This is a genomic window from Arenibacter algicola, from assembly GCF_000733925.1.
Lineage (GTDB): Bacteria > Bacteroidota > Bacteroidia > Flavobacteriales > Flavobacteriaceae > Arenibacter > Arenibacter algicola.
Map to the genome: position 1 here is coordinate 154,232 of NZ_JPOO01000001.1, position 18,411 is coordinate 172,642.

The 18,411-nt window shown below is 42.7% G+C and carries 10 protein-coding genes; all 10 read left to right on the forward strand.

Features of this window, described 5'->3' with window-relative positions; all coding sequences use genetic code 11:
- Nucleotides 1-135 precede the first annotated feature (135 nt).
- The gene (locus U735_RS0100600; RefSeq protein ID WP_031441970.1) at nucleotides 136-2,379 is read left to right on the forward strand and encodes an alpha-L-fucosidase; all 2,244 of its coding nucleotides are present in this window, start codon (nucleotides 136-138) and stop codon (nucleotides 2,377-2,379) included.
- A 30-nt stretch (nucleotides 2,380-2,409) separates the two neighbouring features.
- Nucleotides 2,410-4,761: a PDZ domain-containing protein gene (locus U735_RS0100605; RefSeq protein WP_034247932.1), complete on the forward strand. Its 2,352-nt coding sequence runs from the start codon at nucleotides 2,410-2,412 to the stop codon at nucleotides 4,759-4,761.
- A 12-nt stretch (nucleotides 4,762-4,773) separates the two neighbouring features.
- Nucleotides 4,774-6,357 (forward strand): sulfatase family protein, encoded by a 1,584-nt coding sequence (locus U735_RS0100610; RefSeq protein ID WP_051891804.1) that lies wholly within the window; start codon nucleotides 4,774-4,776, stop codon nucleotides 6,355-6,357.
- Between the two features lie 92 nt (nucleotides 6,358-6,449).
- Complete coding sequence (locus U735_RS0100615) at nucleotides 6,450-7,310, forward strand: fumarylacetoacetate hydrolase family protein (protein WP_031441973.1); 861 nt, start codon at nucleotides 6,450-6,452, stop codon at nucleotides 7,308-7,310.
- Nucleotides 7,311-7,335: 25 nt separating this feature from the next.
- Nucleotides 7,336-9,489, forward strand: a complete 2,154-nt coding sequence (locus tag U735_RS0100620) for a glycoside hydrolase family 31 protein (protein WP_031441974.1) — start codon at nucleotides 7,336-7,338, stop codon at nucleotides 9,487-9,489.
- Nucleotides 9,490-9,531: 42 nt separating this feature from the next.
- Nucleotides 9,532-11,661, forward strand: coding sequence for a GDSL-type esterase/lipase family protein (locus tag U735_RS25650; RefSeq protein ID WP_069859061.1), 2,130 nt, complete (start codon nucleotides 9,532-9,534; stop codon nucleotides 11,659-11,661).
- A 7-nt stretch (nucleotides 11,662-11,668) separates the two neighbouring features.
- Complete coding sequence (locus U735_RS0100630; RefSeq protein ID WP_031441976.1) at nucleotides 11,669-13,063, forward strand: sialate O-acetylesterase; 1,395 nt, start codon at nucleotides 11,669-11,671, stop codon at nucleotides 13,061-13,063.
- Between the two features lie 23 nt (nucleotides 13,064-13,086).
- Nucleotides 13,087-14,427 (forward strand): alpha-L-fucosidase, encoded by a 1,341-nt coding sequence (locus tag U735_RS0100635; protein WP_031441977.1) that lies wholly within the window; start codon nucleotides 13,087-13,089, stop codon nucleotides 14,425-14,427.
- Nucleotides 14,428-14,451: 24 nt separating this feature from the next.
- Complete coding sequence (locus tag U735_RS0100640) at nucleotides 14,452-16,011, forward strand: sulfatase (RefSeq protein ID WP_031441978.1); 1,560 nt, start codon at nucleotides 14,452-14,454, stop codon at nucleotides 16,009-16,011.
- The gene (locus tag U735_RS25855; RefSeq protein WP_232233139.1) at nucleotides 16,004-18,406 is read left to right on the forward strand and encodes an alpha-L-fucosidase; all 2,403 of its coding nucleotides are present in this window, start codon (nucleotides 16,004-16,006) and stop codon (nucleotides 18,404-18,406) included. The genes U735_RS0100640 and U735_RS25855 overlap by 8 nt, the downstream gene beginning before the upstream one ends.
- Nucleotides 18,407-18,411 lie beyond the last annotated feature (5 nt).

The following is an 18,411-nucleotide window of genomic DNA, read 5'->3' on the forward strand; positions in this document are numbered from 1 at the left end:
AACAGAAAATCTGCTAATGGGCCGATTTGAAAATGGAGCTGGATATCAATTTTGATGTTCCAGCTCCATTTTAAGAAACTAGAAACCGCTCCCCTCGCGGAGCAAATAGGAATTTTATATAAACAAATACTTTTAATGATCAAATTATTTCAATACCTAGCTCTGATAGCTCTTTTGGCGGCCTGTTCCCAAAAACGGGAGCCAAATGCCTTGGTGATGCCCGTTTCCAATACTATTGAAGTCCAAGATGCGGACAGTAACGATTCTATTTTGCTTAAGGCGGCGCATGTGGTGCCAACAGCTAACCAATACGAGGCACTGCAAAACGAGTTTATAGCTTTCATTCATTTTGGCCCCAATACCTTTACCAGAATGGAGTGGGGAAATGGAATGGAAGATCCTAAAGTATTCGACCTGCAGAATTTGGATACGGATCAATGGTGCAAGGCTATGAAGGATGCCGGAATGAAAATGGTAATTTTTACCGCCAAGCATCACGATGGTTTTGTACTGTGGCAGAGCCGCTATACAGATCATGGGATAATGTCCTCACCATTTAAGGAAGGAAAAGGGGATGTCCTTAAGGAATTGTCCGAATCCTGTAAAAAATATGGTCTAAAATTAGGGGTGTACCTATCCCCGGCAGATCTTTTCCAAATTGAAAACAAGGAGGGGCTTTATGGAAATTTAAGTGAGTATACGGAAAGAACCATTCCGCGGCAGGTGGAAGGCCGACCATTTGAAAACAAAACAACATTCACTTTTAAGGTGGACGACTACAATGAATATTTTTTAAACCAACTCTTCGAGCTGCTTACCGAATACGGACCCATACATGAAGTTTGGTTTGATGGCGCCCATCCTAAAAGAAAAGGTGGTCAGACCTACAACTATTTGGCCTGGAAGGAATTGATAAGGGCTTTGGCTCCCAAGACAGTTATTTTCGGGAAAGAGGATATTCGTTGGTGCGGTAACGAAGCTGGCAAAACCAGGGATACGGAATGGAATGTAATTCCATATCAGGAAGACCCCGATCAAATGAACAGCTTTGCAGATTTGACCGATGAATCCTTAGGAAATAGGGAGGACCTTTATAAGGGCAAATTCCTTCATTACCAACAGGCAGAAACCAATACTTCTATCCGTGAAGGCTGGTTTTATAGGGATGATGAAGACCAGAAAGTACGCAGTACCGATGATGTATTCGATATATATGAAAGATCCGTAGGGGGGAATTCTACTTTCCTGCTCAACATTCCACCTAATAGGGATGGCAAATTTTCACCTACAGATGTGACCGTATTGGAAGAAGTTGGCCAAAGGATAAACGAAACTTATGGTTCTAATTTGCTTTCCGGGGCCCAGGGGCCTAAGGCAGTGCTAGATAATGACCTGGCAAGTTTTGAACTTTTGGGCCTGGGAGCCCAAGAGGTGGTTATTGAAACCAATGTTCCTATCACTATAAACAGGTTGGCAATTCAGGAAGCCATAAACACTCATGGTGAACGTGTGGAAAAACATGCCTTGGATGCTTGGGTGGACAATGGCTGGAAGGAAATTGCTGCAGCTACCAATATTGGTTATAAACGAATTTTACGTTTCCCTGAAGTTACTACCCAAAAATTGCGCATTAGAATCCTCGAGTCCCGTTTTTATCCTGCTATTGCAAGCATATCCGCCCATTATTATAAGGCAAGGCCGCCACAGCTTAGTATAGAAAGATCGGTAGAGGGGGCGGTAACCATTTCCCCCAAAAAGGACAGCTTTGGTTGGAAACCGCACGGGGAAGATGTTGCCGGAAATATAAATACTGGTTACAATATTCGTTATTCTACTGATGGTAGCGAACCAACTACAGCCTCAGAAATTTATCAGCAGCCCTTTATTATTCCATCGGGAGAGGTAAAGGCGGTAGCAGAAGTAAATGGAAAATTGGGGAGCGTTGCTTCGGAGCTTTTCGGAATTGTAAAAAAGGATTGGAAAGCTGCAGGAGAGGATAGTTTTGAAGGGGAACATACTGCCATTAACGCCTTTGATGGCGATCCCGAAACCTACTGGAGCTCTTCTGATAAATCTAGAAAAAACTATATCAATGTTGACCTCGGAAAGGAATATGCCATCACGGGATTCACTTACACTCCCCAAACTTCTTCTTCCGAAGGGATGATTGAAAAGGGTGTGGTTAGGATAAGTGCAGATGGAAAATCCTGGGAAAATGTTGAGGATTTCCAATTCGGAAACCTTATAAACGACCCAACCACCAGAACCCATATGTTCAAGTCCAAGATCAATGCCAGATATATCGGAATTGAATCTAAAGTTATTGCCGGAAATGGCAAAACTGCGGCCATTGCGGAATTAGATTTTTTATTGGATTAATAATTTAGATAGGATTTCATAACAAAATTAATGAAACAAAAAGCCCTTTATTATTTCGTATTTGCCCTATCCTTGATTGGTTGCTCGCCAACGGTCTCGGATATTTATATAACTGCCGATAAGGAGGCCTATAAAAATGGAGAGCTGGTTTTTGTTTCTATTAATGAAGCAATGGGCGCTGTTGCCCAACTGAGAAAAGAGAGCAACAAAAATACCCTGACCCTTCATCTTATGGAAGGGGAATATAGAATAAGCGCTCCCATTAGAATAACAGCAGAACTTGGCCCATTGAATCTTAAGGGGGAAGGTGATGGGAGGTCTGTAGTTAAGGGATCCAAATTGCTCAATCCCAAATGGGAAAAGTACAATGACCATATTTGGATGGCCCAATTACAGAAAGAGGACAGTTTTGATCAACTCTTTGTTAACGGACAGAAACAAATATTGGCACGTTACCCCAATTACGATGAAAATGGAGGGCACTGGCAGGGTCACGCCGAGGATGCAATTGCTCCGGAAAGGGTAAAAACATGGTCCAACCCCAAAGGGGCTTTTGTGCATGCTATGCATAACGGGGAGTGGGGCGGATTTCACTATGTTTCCACAGGGGTAGATGAAAATGGGGAGCTTCAATTATCCGGAGGCTATCAGAATAATCGTCCCTCAAAAATGCATGCCAAATACCGTATGGTAGAAAATGTATTTGAAGAATTGGATGCACCTGGCGAGTGGTTTTTGGATGGGGACCATAAATTATTCTACTGGCCGGCCGAGGGGACGGATATTAACAATGTCCTGGTAGAAGGGGTCCAACAAAAACATTTGCTGGAAATAGTGGGCTCTGAGGAAAATCCTGTTAGGGATATAGAAATAAGCGGAATACGATTTGAACATGCCCAGCGTACGTTTATGGAAAAGTATGAGCAATTGCTAAGAAGTGATTGGACCATTTATAGAGGTGCGGCCCTTTTTCTTGAAGGGACACAAAATGTGAAAATTAAAAACTGTGAACTGACCAATTTGGGGGGTAATGCTATTTTAGCAAGTAACTTTAATAGGGAGCTAAGCATTGCGGATAACCATATTCATGATTGCGGGGCATCGGGGATCAGTTTTGTAGGTAGTCCCGAAGCGGTAAGGTCGCCTTCGTTTCAATATGAAGAATTTGTTCCTTTGGCGGAAATGGATACAGTTCCCGGGCCTAAATCAAACAAATATCCCAGTAATTCCATCGCGGAGAACAATCTCATTTATCGTATCGGCAGGGTGGAAAAGCAAACGGCCGGGGTACAGATCGCCATGGCCATGGATATTACGGTAAGTCACAACAGTATTTATGATGTTCCAAGGGCCGGGATCAATATCGGGGATGGCACATGGGGCGGACATATAATTGAATATAATGATGTTTTTAATACCGTCCTGGAATCTGGAGATCATGGGGCCTTTAATTCTTGGGGAAGGGACAGGTTTTGGCATCCCAATCGCGAAACTTTGAATGAAATTGTGGCCGCCAACCCAGAAATGCCCAAATGGGATGCCATCCATACTACCGTAATAAGAAATAATAGGTTTCGTTGCGATCATGGATGGGATATAGATCTGGACGATGGATCCTCCAATTACCACATTTATAACAATCTGTGTTTAAATGGTGGAATTAAATTGCGTGAAGGATTTTATCGCACCGTGGAAAATAACATTATGATAAATAATGGCTTCCATCCACATGTATGGTTCAAGAACAGTGGGGATGTTTTTAAGCACAATATCGTTTTCACCGAGCACAAGGATATAAGATTACAGGATTGGGGCAAGGAAGTGGATTATAACCTTTTTCCAGATGTGGAGACATTAACGACAACCCAAAAAAAAGGGGTGGATACTAACAGCATTTTCGGTGATGCATTATTTGTGGATGCCAAATTAGGGAACTATACGGTAAAAGAGGAGTCGCCCGCCCTTAAAATAGGGTTTAAAAACATTGCTATGGATAGTTTTGGGGTTACCGATACCAAGCTAAAGTCCTTGGCCAAAACCCCTACCATTCCCACTATGTTTTTTGGTGATAGCAGTGAAAAGGATGCAGTGGTAGATTGGTTGGGTGCACAAATAAAAAGTATTGCCACTATGGCCGAGAGGTCGGCTTCCGGTCTCAACAAGACAGCGGGTGCCCTAATATTGGCCATAGACCCACAGACTGTTATAGGAATTTCCCCGCTTCAGGTAGGGGACGTTATAATATCTGCCGAAGGCGATGAAATAAATACAGTAGCCGATTTAATGAAAACCTACCAAAATAATAATTGGAAAGGGAAATTGAATCTAATTATATTTAGGAATCAAAAAGAAAAGCAGATATCATTGACAACTAAAAAATAATGAAATAGAATTATGAAGGGTTGGTATAAGTATTTTATTGTAGCAGTATTGATAGGTGGAACCATTTATGGCATTAATGTTAAAACAACCACTATTGAGGAAAAGCGTCCGAATATTATTTATGTTTTGGCCGATGATCTAGGTTATGGTGATATAGCCATCTATAACCCTGAAGGTAAAATAAAAACGCCCAATCTGGATGCTATGGGATCCGCAGGAATGATTTTTACGGATGCCCATACCTCCTCTGCCGTTTGTACCCCTACACGATACGGAATTATTACCGGAAGGTATAATTGGAGAAGTCCATTAAAAAGTTCGGTGCTTACCGGAAATTCCAAGGCGTTGATTCCTGAAAATAGAACTACTGTGGCCTCCTTACTTAAAAGAGAGGGTTACGAAACCGCATTCATTGGCAAATGGCATTTGGGTTGGGACTGGGCACTTAAAAATCCCGGTTTGGAATTAGGTGAAGGTTGGAATCCAGAGGATTTTGATAATATAGATTTCTCCAAAGAAGTTAAGAATTCACCCAATACCCTTGGGTTTAAATACTCCTACGGGCATTGCGGCTCATTGGATATGGCGCCATATGTGTACGTAGAAAACGGTATGCCGACCATGGTTCCGGATACCGTTACCGAAAGTAAGACCAAATATGGTTGGTGGCGCAAGGGGCCTACCGCCCGGGATTTTGATTTTGACGATGTTACCCCTAACTTTTTTAGAAAATCCTTCGGTTACATCAAAGAAAAGGCAAAGGGGAAATCTCCATTCTTTTTGTATTTGGCCTTGCCTTCGCCCCATACCCCCATTTTACCGACCGAGGAATGGAAAGGGAAAAGTGATCTAAACCCTTACGGGGATTTCATGATGATGATAGATGCGTATATGGGACAATTGACGGAGGTGATAAGGCAAGCGGGAATTGAAGATAATACCATGGTGATCTTTACAAGCGATAATGGTTGTTCCCCAGCTGCCAAGATCGATGAAATGTTGGCTAAAGGGCATAGTCCCAACGGAATTTTAAGAGGCCATAAGGCAGATATTTTTGAAGGAGGACATAGAGTACCTTTTATTGTGAAATGGCCCAACAAAATTAAGCCTGCTTCCAAATCGGATAAGACTATTTGCACAACAGATTTGTTGGCTACCTGTGCAGATATAGTTGGTGTTGATTTGGCAGATGATGAAGGGGAGGATAGCTTTTCTTTTTTACCGCTGTTGACCAACCCTGCGTCCAAGGACTATCTTAGGGAGGCAACGGTACATCATTCCATCAACGGGAGTTTTGCCATAAGAAAGGATAATTGGAAAATGATTTTTTGTCCAGGATCGGGCGGTTGGAGCAATCCCAAACCCAATTCGGAAGGGATAGGGGATCTCCCTAAATTTCAGTTGTACGACCTAAGTAAGGATCCCAAAGAGGAGAATAATGTTTACGGCCAGTTTCATGAAGTGGAAAGTGCCCTTACCAGACTAATGGTCAGCTATATTGAAAATGGGACAAGTAGGGTAGGCGAAAAGCAAAAGAACGATCCTGAAGGATACGGCAGTAAGGAATGGAAGCAGTTGGGCGTATTTTACAATTGATTTGAAAATTTGATATTTTTTTAATTTGAGCCTTTAGTTTTAGAGACCAGAAACAATAATTATATAAATAGTAATTCAATAAATAGAAACAAATGAAACTAATAAGATTTGGAGAAGTAGGAAAGGAAAAACCGGGAGTGCAATTGGAAAACGGTACCCGATTGGACGTATCGGCCTTTGGACGGGATTACAACGAGGATTTTTTTGGAACGGATGGCTTGGTCCAGCTAAAGGATTGGTTGGCAAAAAATGAAAGCAGTTGTCCTAAAGTAGATAATAGTGTACGTTTGGGAGCACCATTGGTGAGGCCTTCCAAAATTGTATGTGTGGGACTAAATTATGCCAAACATGCCGCGGAAAGTGGAATGGCAGTGCCTAAGGAGCCTGTATTGTTCTTTAAGGCTACCTCGGCAATAGTTGGGCCCAATGATGACGTGGTCATTCCAAAAGGAAGTCAAAAAACCGATTGGGAAGTGGAGTTGGCCGTGGTTATAGGTAAAAAGGCATCTTATGTATCGGAGGCAGACGCTTTGGATCATGTTGCCGGATATGTACTTCACAACGATTACAGTGAAAGGGCATTTCAGATTGAAAGGGAAGGACAATGGGTAAAGGGAAAAAGTTGTGACACCTTTGCGCCTGTAGGACCTTTTATTGCCACCAAAGATGAAATTAAAGATCCGAACAATTTGCACTTATGGTTAAAATTAAATGGAGAAACGGTACAGGATAGTTCAACTTCCGATTTTATCTTCAATGTGCAAGAGGTGGTGAGTTATATCAGTCAGTTTATGACCTTATTGCCAGGGGATATTATTTCGACAGGGACTCCTTTTGGAGTGGGTCTAGGATTTAATCCTCCAAAATATTTAAAAGCTGGAGATGTAGTAGAATTGGGGATTGAGGGACTTGGTACTTCCAAGCAAACGGCAAAGGCCTATAGCGGGAAATAAGAACCAGTTAAACCAACCAATCGGCATGATTTCCAAATTCCATTTCCTCGTTTTATGCGCCCTGCTTTCGGTGTATTGCCCTCATGTTAAAGGGCAAGAATTGAAGTGGGCCGAGATTGAAAATGGAATTTGGAAAGCCAGTGTTGGGGAGCCAGAGGATATAAGCTTGCTTAAGGCTGCGGATATACGGCCGAAGGTAAATGCACTTAACAAACTGCCCATCGCCGATTTTCCTTTTCCGGAAGATAGGATCAAAACAAAGATAGTTGATGGAAAGACCTATTTGCAATTTCCTTTGAGCAGGGAAGAGCAAATTTATGGCTTGGGACTCAACTTTAAAACGGTACACCAGAGAGGCCGCATCATGCAATTGCATGTGGACCACTATGGAGGAAGGGACGATGGCCGTACGCATGCCCCTGTTCCTTTTTATGTGTCTTCCAAAGGGTACGGAGTGCTGATAGACGCTGCCAGATATATTACGGTCTATGCCGGTACGGGTATTAGGGTAGATGCCGATGATAAACCGGTTTTGAGGGACAGGAACACTGATCCCCATTGGGAGGCGCAACCATATTCCGATGCCGTGGAAATTTTGGTACCGGCAAAGGGAACCGATGTTTATATATATGGAGGTTCTACCCCCATGGAGGCCGTACAGCGTTATAATTTATACAACGGCGGGGGTTATATTCCTCCAAAATGGGGCTTGGGATTCACCCAAAGAGTACCCACCTTATATAGTCAGGAGGATATTGCCAAGGAAGCCCAGGAGTTTGAAGATCACGATTTTCCTTTAGATTTTATTGGAGTGGAACCAGGCTGGCACAGTATGGCCTATCCCTGTACTTTTGAATGGGACAAGACAAGATTCCCAGATCCGAGAAAGTTTAATGATGAATTATTGGCAGAGGGGATAAGAACCAATTTGTGGCTGAATCCCTATGTGTCCCCTATAGGTTCCTTATATCCTAAATTAAAAGGTCTTTCCGCTTCTCACACGGTATGGAATGGAATTGTACCAGATCTAATGCTTCCCGAAACCCGTGATATTTTTAAGAAGCACTTTGTTGAAAATCATCTGGACATAGGAGTCAGTGGGTATAAGATAGATGAGGTAGATGGCTTTGACTTCTGGGTGTGGCCGGATGTAGCCACATTTCCTTCGGGCTATAGTGGGGAGCAAATGCGGCAGGTCTATGGCCTTCTTGTTCAGGACATGACCGCAAAATGGTTCAAAGAAAAAAATCAGAGGACATATGGGCTGGTCAGGGCATCCAATGCCGGCGCCAGTGCTTTGCCCTACGTTATTTACAATGATTATTACAGTCACAAGGATTTTATAACGGCCTTGGTCAATAGTAGCTTTATAGGCGTGCTTTGGACACCGGAGGTCCGCGCCTCAAAAACTGCCGAGGAGTGGTTAAGGAGAATGCAATCTGTTTGCTTTTCCCCCATGGCCATGCTGAATGCATGGGCGGACGGTACCAAACCATGGTCCTTTCCCGAGGTAGAAGTGGCTGTCAGGGATGTGGCCAATTTAAGGATGCAGTTATTGCCTTATATTTATTCTACTTTTTCCCAATATCATTTTGAAGGCCTGCCTCCCTTTAGGGCAATGAATTTAGTGGATGGCTTTTTTTATGACCCAACGCTTGCGGAAGGGGAACTGGACTCCACAGACAATCCCTATAAAGTAGCCGTAAAAAGTGAAATAAAGGATCAGTATATGATGGGCGACAATATTTTGGTGGCCCCCATGTTCGAAGGTGAAAATGAGAGAAAGGTAATTTTGCCAAAAGGAAAATGGTTCGATTTCTACAATGGGGAATTCGTAGGTGAAAATGAAGTGATTACAGTAGCTCCCGGTTTGGAAAAAATACCATTGTTTGTACGGAATGGTGGAATAATTCCCATGAGACCTGTCCAGAGACAGGCTCCAAAAAAGGGGGAAAAGGTAGACCTGATTATTCGTCACTACGGGACAAAGGAAGGGGAATATACGCTATACGATGATGATGGGTTAAGTTTTGATTTTGAGAAGGGACAATTTTCCGAGGTGGAAATAAAAGTAAAAAAAGACCGTAGAGGAAAGCTTGTAGGCACTATAGGTAGCCCTGAAAAGGGGAAGCCATATAGCTATAACAAAAAGGTGACTTGGGAATTTAAAACAAAATAAAATCCATCCAAAAAACACGGTGGGCGACAGGATGATATGATTGTGAAGCAATTATTACTTTTAATTATTGGGTTATTTTCAATAGCTGAATCCATGGGGAGCACTTTTCAGGACCCCATTAAAATTGCCTGCGTAGGAAACAGTATAACCTATGGTTCGGGAGTGGCCAATAGGGAAAAAAATGCCTACCCGGAACAATTGCAGTCCATGCTGGGGAACACATATCAGGTACGGAATTTTGGGGTCAGCGGAAGTACCCTTTTAAAAAATGGAGACAAACCCTATTTAAAAACGGAAGCCTATTCCAATGCGTTGAAGTTTAGGCCCGATATCGTTTTTATAAAATTGGGCACTAATGATAGCAAGCTTTCAAATAGGGTTCATTTGGACAATTTCGAGGGGGATTATATAGACTTGGTCAATAGCTTTAAAAAGGAAAACGGGAATGCCAGAATAATTCTTTTACTTCCAGTTCCTGCATTTACTACCGATACTACACGGATATGGAATGAGGTGATCAAAAATAAGATCACCCCAATGACCCGCAGGGTTGCGTATAAGACAAATTCGGAGGTTTTGGATTTGTGCCAGCTGTTTATAGATCAACCTGGACTATTGCCCGATAAGATACACCCTTCTTCCCTTGGGGCAACAGTTATTGCCAAAAGGATATATGAAGCTGTAATTCAAAATGAAATTGAAAAATTAGAAATATTAAAATCCAAGGAGGTTAAAGTTTCGGAAACCGCAAATTTCTATGGTTACGATCTCACAGATTTTGAATACAAAGGTATCCCATGCAAGGTGGTGAAGCCCAAAAAAGTGGCTCCAGGAGCACCATGGGTACTAAGGGCGCGCTTTTGGGGTCATGAACCACAAACGGATATTGCCTTATTGGAAAGAGGCTTTCATATTGCCTATTGCGATGTGGCCAATTTGTTTGGTGGTCCTGAGGCGATGAAGCGATGGGACCGTTTTTATGGGTTGATGACCCAGGCCGGACTCTCCAAAAAAGTGGTGTTGGAAGGAATGAGCCGAGGAGGTTTGATTGTTTATAATTGGGCCGAAAAAAATCCGGAAAAAGTGGCCTGTGTTTACGCCGATGCCCCTGTACTTGATGGAAAAAGTTGGCCCGGTGGTTTATGGAAGGGGAAGGGAAGTGCAGCGGATTGGGAGGTCTTCAAAACAATATACGGCTTAAAAAGTGAAAGGGATATTGCCGAATTTAAAGGGAATCCTATCCACAATATTAAATCGATTGCACAGGGAGGCTTCCCCATGATTCATGTTTGTGGTGCCGCCGATGAGGTAGTGCCCATTGAGGAGAACACCAAGCCTTTCGAAGAGGCAATTAAGGCTAATGGAGGTGCAATTAGCGTTATTTACAAGGAGGGTGTGGGACATCATCCCCATAGTTTGGAAAATCCAACTCCTATTGTCGACTTTATTCTTGGCGCAACCCATCAGAAGGTGAACTTTGCTCAAATTCCAGCTCCGAGTGCCGAATTTAGATCTGCTGCGGGTTGGAAAGAAGGGAAGGATTGGTGGGCCCAGGCCAATGATATTGATTCCCTTTGCCTAGCGTCAAAAGAAATTGACTTACTGCTTATTGGGAATTCCATTACCCAAGGCTGGGGTGGAAATAGACCTAATGTCACCTATGACCCGGGTAGAGAAGCTGCAGAACTATATTTTAAAGATCTAAATTGGGTCGGTGCCGGTATTTCGGGAGACCGTACCCAACACCTTTTGTATCGATTAAATAATGGAAACTATGAAGCCGCTCGGCCAAAAATGGTGGTGCTGGCTATTGGTGTCAACAATTTTGGGGATAACGGTGCAGTGGAAATAGCCAACGGCATTATGAAGGTACTAGAGGTGACCAAGAAAAAATTTTCGCCACAAACAAAAATAATGTTATTCGGTCCCATGCCCACGGGCTTGGCCCCAAGTACGGATAGAAGGAAGAAATACAATAAAATCCACGACTTGATCAAGCATCTTGGAAATGACAAAAATGTATTCTATTACAATCTGATTAATGAATTTTCTGATGAAAAGGGATTTTTGAAATCCGATTTGTTTTCACAGGATGGCATACATTTATTACCCGAAGGATATAAGGTTTGGGGTAAATTTATTAGGGATAAATACTTTATAGCCACTAAATAGAAATATTATGAAAAAATTCTTAGGATTACTACTGTTGCTATCCGTAGCCAATACTTATGGAGAAATTTGGCTTCCCTCCATCCTTTCGGATAATATGGTTTTGCAACAAGAATCGAATGTTACCATTTGGGGATGGACAACAAGTACTAGCGAGGAAATTAGCGTATACGGGACTTGGAACAATGAAAAAGTAACTGCCAAGGCCTTTCAGGGAGTTTGGTCCCTGCAATTGCCTACGCCACATGCCGGGGGCACTTATAGTGTAATTGTGGAAGGCCACGAGAAATTGGAGTTAAGGAATGTACTGATAGGGGAAGTATGGTTGGGTTCTGGACAAAGCAATATGCAATGGACCCCAAAACATGGTTTGGACAACGCAGAGGAAGAGATCAAAAAAGCCAATTTCCCTGAAATTCGTTTCTTTCAGGTGGCACAGCAGATATCGGACTATCCCCAAGATCAACTAAAGGGTAAATGGGAGGTTTGTACTCCTGAAACTATGGCGCAGTTTAGTTCTGTGGCTTATTTTTTTGGTAGGGAACTGCATCAAAATTTGAAAGTTCCTGTGGGTATTATTAATTCTAGCTGGGGAGGTACGCCAGTGGAAGTTTGGTTAAAAAAGGAATTAATAACCGAGGATGCCCAATTGGCGCAGGCGTCGAAAAAGCTGAATGAGGTTGCCTGGTGGCCCAGCAATCCGGGCTTGGCCTACAATGCCATGATACACCCCATTACTAAATTTAATATCGCAGGTTGTATTTGGTACCAAGGAGAATCCAACAGGGTTAACCCGGTTTCCTATTACAAATCCTTTCCTTTGATGATCGAATCCTGGAGGGAGGAATGGGGCAAGGATCTGCCATTTTATTTTGTGCAGATAGCCCCTTATAAATATGACGACCACATGGCTACGGATGCGGCACATGTAAGGGATGCACAACTGTATACCATGCAAAATCTGGACAATACGGGCATGGTGGTTACTAACGATATCGGGAATCTGGAGAACATCCACCCCACCAATAAGCAGGACGTAGGACACCGGTTGGCACTTTGGGCCTTGGGTAAAACCTATGGGAAGGATGGGCTGGAATATTCGGGACCAATTTATAGGTCCATGGAAACCAAGAATAAAAAAATTGTCCTCAGTTTTGATCATGCCGATAGGGGTTTAATGAAAAAAGGAAAAGACTTACGAGAATTTTTTATTGCAGGTGAAGACCAAATATTTTATCCCGCCAAGGCCAAAATTAGAGGTAATACCGTAGAAGTGTCCGCTTCAAAAGTGAAAAAACCAGTAGCGGTTCGGTTTGCTTTTACCAATGGGGCATTGCCTAATCTATTTAATTCAGAGGGCTTGCCTGCTTCCGCTTTTAGAACGGATAATTGGGAATTGAAATAATTTAAATGACTTAGTTTTTATACATGAAGAAACTTATTACCTCTTTTTTTCTATTGACGATCACCACAAATTTTGCTCAGGAACAGTTAATTGATACCGTTTTGCAGAACGAACAAAAGATGGAATGGTTCAAGGACGCCAAGCTTGGTATTTTTATCCATTGGGGCCTATATTCCGTTAACGGAATAGATGAATCCTGGTCGTTCTACAATGGCTATATTTCACATGAAGATTATCTAAAGCAAACCAAGGGGTTCACTGCCAAAAAATACGACCCACAGGGCTGGGCCGATCTTATAAAGCGCAGTGGTGCCAAATACTCTGTAATTACAGCCAAACATCACGAGGGTTTCGCTCTTTGGGATACCAAATTCGGAGATTTTAACGTTGTTAAAAGTTCTGCTGCAAAAAGGGATGATTTAACGCCCTTTGTATCCGCCCTCAGAAAAAATAAGTTAAAAGTGGGAATTTATTTTTCCCTACCAGACTGGTCTTATGATGACTATACCCACTTTACAAGAGATTCCATTAGATATAAAATTTCCGAAGAACCAAAGCGGTGGAACAAATTCCTAACCTATTATCAGGGTCAGTTAAAGGAACTATCAGATAATTATAATCCGGATCTGTATTGGTTTGATGGGGATTGGGAACATACTTCCGAGGAATGGGAAGTGCCCAAGGTAAGGCAAATGCTTTTTGATAAAAACCCCAATACAATTTTAAATTCCAGGCTTAGGGAACAAGGGGATTACGCCACCCCCGCACAGGGCATGCCGATTACAAGACCTCAGAACAAATTTTGGGAATTGTGTCTTACCATGAACGATTCCTGGGGTTATCAAAAAAACGATCACAACTACAAAACCACGGACCAGATTATTGGAATTTTTGCCGATGTAATTGGTAATGGAGGCAATATGTTGTTGGATATAGGTCCCAAAGGGGACGGCAGTATTCCGGAGGAGCAGGTAGCCATCTTAGAAGGTTTGGGAAGGTGGACGAATAAGCATAAGGAAGCTATTTACGGTACCCGATCAGGGATTCCAAAAGAACATTTTTACGGCCCTACTACCTTGTCGAAAGACCAGAACAATCTTTATTTGTTCGTAAAGGGCAACTCAAACGGAGAGGTAGTTATACGCGGACTTAAAAACAGGATCAACCGCATTTATGTAGTGGGCGAAGGTACCAAGCTCTCACATCAAGTTATAGGCAAGGTGTATTGGAGTCATTACCCGGGAATAAATTATATAAAGTTGCCGGAACATGTGCTGGATGAAAACATGACCGTTCTGGCCGTTATGTTGGACGGTAAGGTGGATCTATATCGCGAAGATGGTGCGGTAATAGAAAGTAATTAAGTCATAGTTGGAAAAAGAATATAGATGAAAGGAATTGTATTGTGGTGTTTAAGTGTTGGCTTTCTGGCATTAGGCTGTAAGGAGAAAGTGATGCCCAAAGGTGCTGTTGTACCCGACAATCCCAATATTGTACTTTTTTTTGTGGATGATATGGGTTGGCAGGATACTTCAGTCCCCTTTTGGAACCAAAGAACCCCTTACAATGATCTCTACCACACTCCAAATATGGAGCGTTTGGCCGAGGCAGGAATGAAATTTACCCAGGCCTATTCAACAGCAGTGTGTTCACCGACCAGGGTAAGTCTTATGACGGGCATGAATGCGGCCAGGCACAGGGTAACCAACTGGACCTTGTACAAGGACAAACTACAGCCCATGGAAACCAATCATAAGACCCTGCAGTTTCCAGAGTGGAACGTAAATGGTTTGAGTCCGGTTGCAGGGATAGAAAAGGCAGTATATGCAACTCCCTTGCCACAGGTTTTGAAGGAGGCGGGCTATGTTACCATACATGCCGGAAAGTCCCATTTGGGAGCCATAGGTACACCAGGGGAAGATCCCTTAAAACTTGGATTTGAAATTAATATTGCCGGCCATGCGGCTGGGGCCCCAGCGAGTTACTTGGGAACCGATAATTTCGGGAATGGCATTGAAGGTAAGGAAGTGTGGGCGGTACCGGGACTGGAGAAATATCACGGCAAGGATATATTTTTAACGGAGGCCATTACCCAAGAAGCGCAACTGGCCATGGATGATGCCTTGGAAAGAAACAAGCCTTTTTTTTTGTATATGGCCCATTATGCCGTGCACACCCCCATTATGGCCGACGGTAGATTTGTTCAGAAATACTATGACAAAGGATTGGATTCCACAGAAGCAAAATACGCGGCATTGGTAGAAGGAATGGACAAGAGTTTGGGTGATATTATGGATTATCTGGAGGCTAAAAATATTTCGAAAAATACCGTTGTAATGTTCATGTCGGACAATGGCGGACTAAGTGCTGTGGCTAGGGGAGGGGAAAAACATACCCATAACAAACCCTTGAGCAGTGGAAAAGGTTCGGCACATGAAGGGGGGATCCGGGAGCCAATGTTGGTAAAATGGCCTGGGAAAATAGCTCCCAAGACCGTTACAGATCAACAAGTCATTATCGAAGATTTTTACCCGACCATTTTGGAAATGGCAGGTGTTGAAAACTATGAAACAGTGCAGCAGCTAGACGGGATTAGTTTTTTGCCAGTACTTGCCGGTACCCAAAGTAATGGTACAAGACCATTATTTTGGCATTATCCCAATGAATGGGGGCCGTCGGGACCGGGAATCGGAGCTTCCAGTAGTACCAGGGTGGGCGACTGGAAATTTATTTATTACTACAATGACGGTAGTATGGAGTTGTTCAACCTAAAGGAAGATATTGGGGAAACCCAGAATTTGGTAAAGGAGCAGCCGGAAAAGGCACGGGAATTGGCAAAGACTTTATCGGATTACTTAAGGAAAGTGGAGGCCCAAATACCTTCACGAAAAGATACTGGGGAGCAGATTGCTTATCCGGATGAGGTTTTAATTACCCACAATGGGTAGAAGGAATATGAAACTAAAATTGTTTATACTTTGTTGCTTTTGTCTTGTTTTGGGTTTTGCCCAAAATGGGGAGGATGATCTTTACCTATATGACGATTTTAAGGCGTTGTCCCAAGAAAATATATTTAAAACGGAAGGATATTATAATTGGGGAAGTTCCATCATTAAGGAAAGGGACGGAAAATATCATCTATTTTATTCCCGCTGGAAAAAGGAATACGGGTTTCATGGTTGGCTTACGCACTCCGAAATTGCCCACGCCACAAGTAAAAGTCCGGCCGGACCATGGAAATATAAGGAGACTGCACTAAATGTTAGTGGTAAAGGTAACTGGGATGCCATAACGGCACACAACCCAAAAATCAAATATTTTGAAGGGAAATATTATTTGTATTATATATCTACAAATATGGGGGGCAAGGATTATACCGATGAGGAATTGGTTGAAACCGCCAAAACAGGTTATAGCCATCCCAACTGGAAAATACTACGCCCCAATCAAAGGACAGGGGTGGCCGTATCAAATTCGCTTAATGGACCTTGGTCAAGAATGGACAAACCTCTTGTGGAACCATCAGGGCCCATTACAACACTTACCGTTAATCCGGCCATTGATAAGGGCAAAGATGGCAAGTATTATTTGATTGTTAAGGGGGATAAACCTAACGAAAAAAGATTTATCAGGAACCAAGCGGTTGGGGTTTCGGAACATCCCGATGGCCCTTTTGAGATTAAGGAGAAACCGGTAATAGATTATATGGATACCGAAGATATGTCTATTTGGTACGATGAAAATCGAGATAGGTTCTATGGCGTTTTCCATGCACATAATTATATTGGCTTGGTGACTTCGGAGAATGGAACGGATTGGGAAAAGGCCAATGAGTTTGTACTTAAGAATAAAGAAATTTTATTGGAAGATGGAACTGTCATCGGCCCGGATAGAATGGAAAGACCCTTTGTTTATCATGAAGGCGGTGAGCCAAAGGTACTGTCTGTAGCAGTAAAGAAAGGGGAGGAATCCTATGCCGTCTTTATACCTATAATCAAAAATATATCCCCGGTTCCCAACAAGAGACAATTGGCTTGGCAGGAGGCAGAGCTCGGCGTTGTTTTTCATTATGACCTGCATGTATTTGATGGGGTAAAATATGGGCAGGGAAACAATAGAATCGACCCGGTAGAAGATTATCAAATTTTTAATCCTGAAAAACTGGATACCGATCAATGGGTAAAAGCGGCAAAGGATGCCGGCGCTAAATTTGCCATTTTAACGGCTACCCATGAGACTGGCTTTGCATTGTTTCAATCCAAAGTAAACCCGTACAGTGTTAAAGCTCTGAATTGGAAAGATGGGAAAGGGGATGTAGTGGCAGATTTTGTAGCCTCATGTCGAAAATATGGTATTAAGCCAGGGATATATCTAGGGATTAGATGGAATTCTTTTTTGGGCGTACACGACTTCAAAGTAAATGGGGAGGGAGATTTTAAGAAAAATCGACAGCAATGGTACAATAGAATGGTGGAAGGCATGGTAAAAGAGATTTGTACCAATTATGGGGAATTGTTTGAAATTTGGTTCGATGGCGGTGCTGACCATCCAAAAAATGGTGCCCCGGATGTATTGCCCATTGTAAGGCAGTACCAACCGAATTGTTTGTTCTATCACAATGGGCAATTGGCAGAAGCCCGATGGGGCGGATCGGAATCGGGAACGGTTGCTTATCCCAACTGGTCTACCTTTCCTTATAGGGCTACAGGAGCGGGAGAGAGTGCCAAAAAGAATATCGCGGACAATAATTTTCAATTGCTGAAACAAGGGGATGTCAATGGTAAGTTTTGGGTTCCCGCTATGGCAGATGCGCCCTTAAGGGGGTATAATGGAAGACACGAATGGTTTTGGGAACCTGGGGATGAGGACCATATATTTCCATTGGAAAATTTGGTGGATATGTATTATAAATCGGTTGGAAGAAACGCAACTTTGATAATGGGTCTTACCCCTGACCCGGATGGATTGCTTCCAGAGCCAGATGTGCAGCGCTTAAAGGAATGGGGAGAGGAGATAAATAGAAGGTTTTCCAATCCTTTGGCTTCCACAAAAGGCAAGGGTAAGGTGCTGGAATTAAAGTTAAAGGAATCCCTGCCAGTGAACCATGTAATAATTCAGGAGGACATTGCCAAGGGCGAACGTATAAGGATTTATGAAATTGAAGGTTACTCCGGTGGTCGCTGGATTACTTTGGCCAATGGGGAGAGCATAGGAAATAAAAGAATTGAGAAATTTGACACTATAAAATTAAGTAGATTACGAATAAAAATTATAGATTCGGACGGTTTAGCACAAATCAAGGATTTTAGTGCCTATTTCGTTGCAGAAAAGGACTTTAAATAAAGAAA

Bases quoted from the DNA above. Each gene is read 5' to 3' on its own strand.
- U735_RS0100600 (WP_031441970.1), top strand. From the start codon at position 136: ATGATCAAATTATTTCAATACCTAGCTCTGATAGCTCTTTTGGCGGCC.
- U735_RS0100605 (WP_034247932.1), top strand. From the start codon at position 2,410: ATGAAACAAAAAGCCCTTTATTATTTCGTATTTGCCCTATCCTTGATT.
- U735_RS0100610 (WP_051891804.1), top strand. From the start codon at position 4,774: ATGAAGGGTTGGTATAAGTATTTTATTGTAGCAGTATTGATAGGTGGA.
- U735_RS0100615 (WP_031441973.1), top strand. From the start codon at position 6,450: ATGAAACTAATAAGATTTGGAGAAGTAGGAAAGGAAAAACCGGGAGTG.
- U735_RS0100620 (WP_031441974.1), top strand. From the start codon at position 7,336: ATGATTTCCAAATTCCATTTCCTCGTTTTATGCGCCCTGCTTTCGGTG.
- U735_RS0100630 (WP_031441976.1), top strand. From the start codon at position 11,669: ATGAAAAAATTCTTAGGATTACTACTGTTGCTATCCGTAGCCAATACT.
- U735_RS0100635 (WP_031441977.1), top strand. From the start codon at position 13,087: ATGAAGAAACTTATTACCTCTTTTTTTCTATTGACGATCACCACAAAT.
- U735_RS0100640 (WP_031441978.1), top strand. From the start codon at position 14,452: ATGAAAGGAATTGTATTGTGGTGTTTAAGTGTTGGCTTTCTGGCATTA.
- U735_RS25855 (WP_232233139.1), top strand. From the start codon at position 16,004: ATGGGTAGAAGGAATATGAAACTAAAATTGTTTATACTTTGTTGCTTT.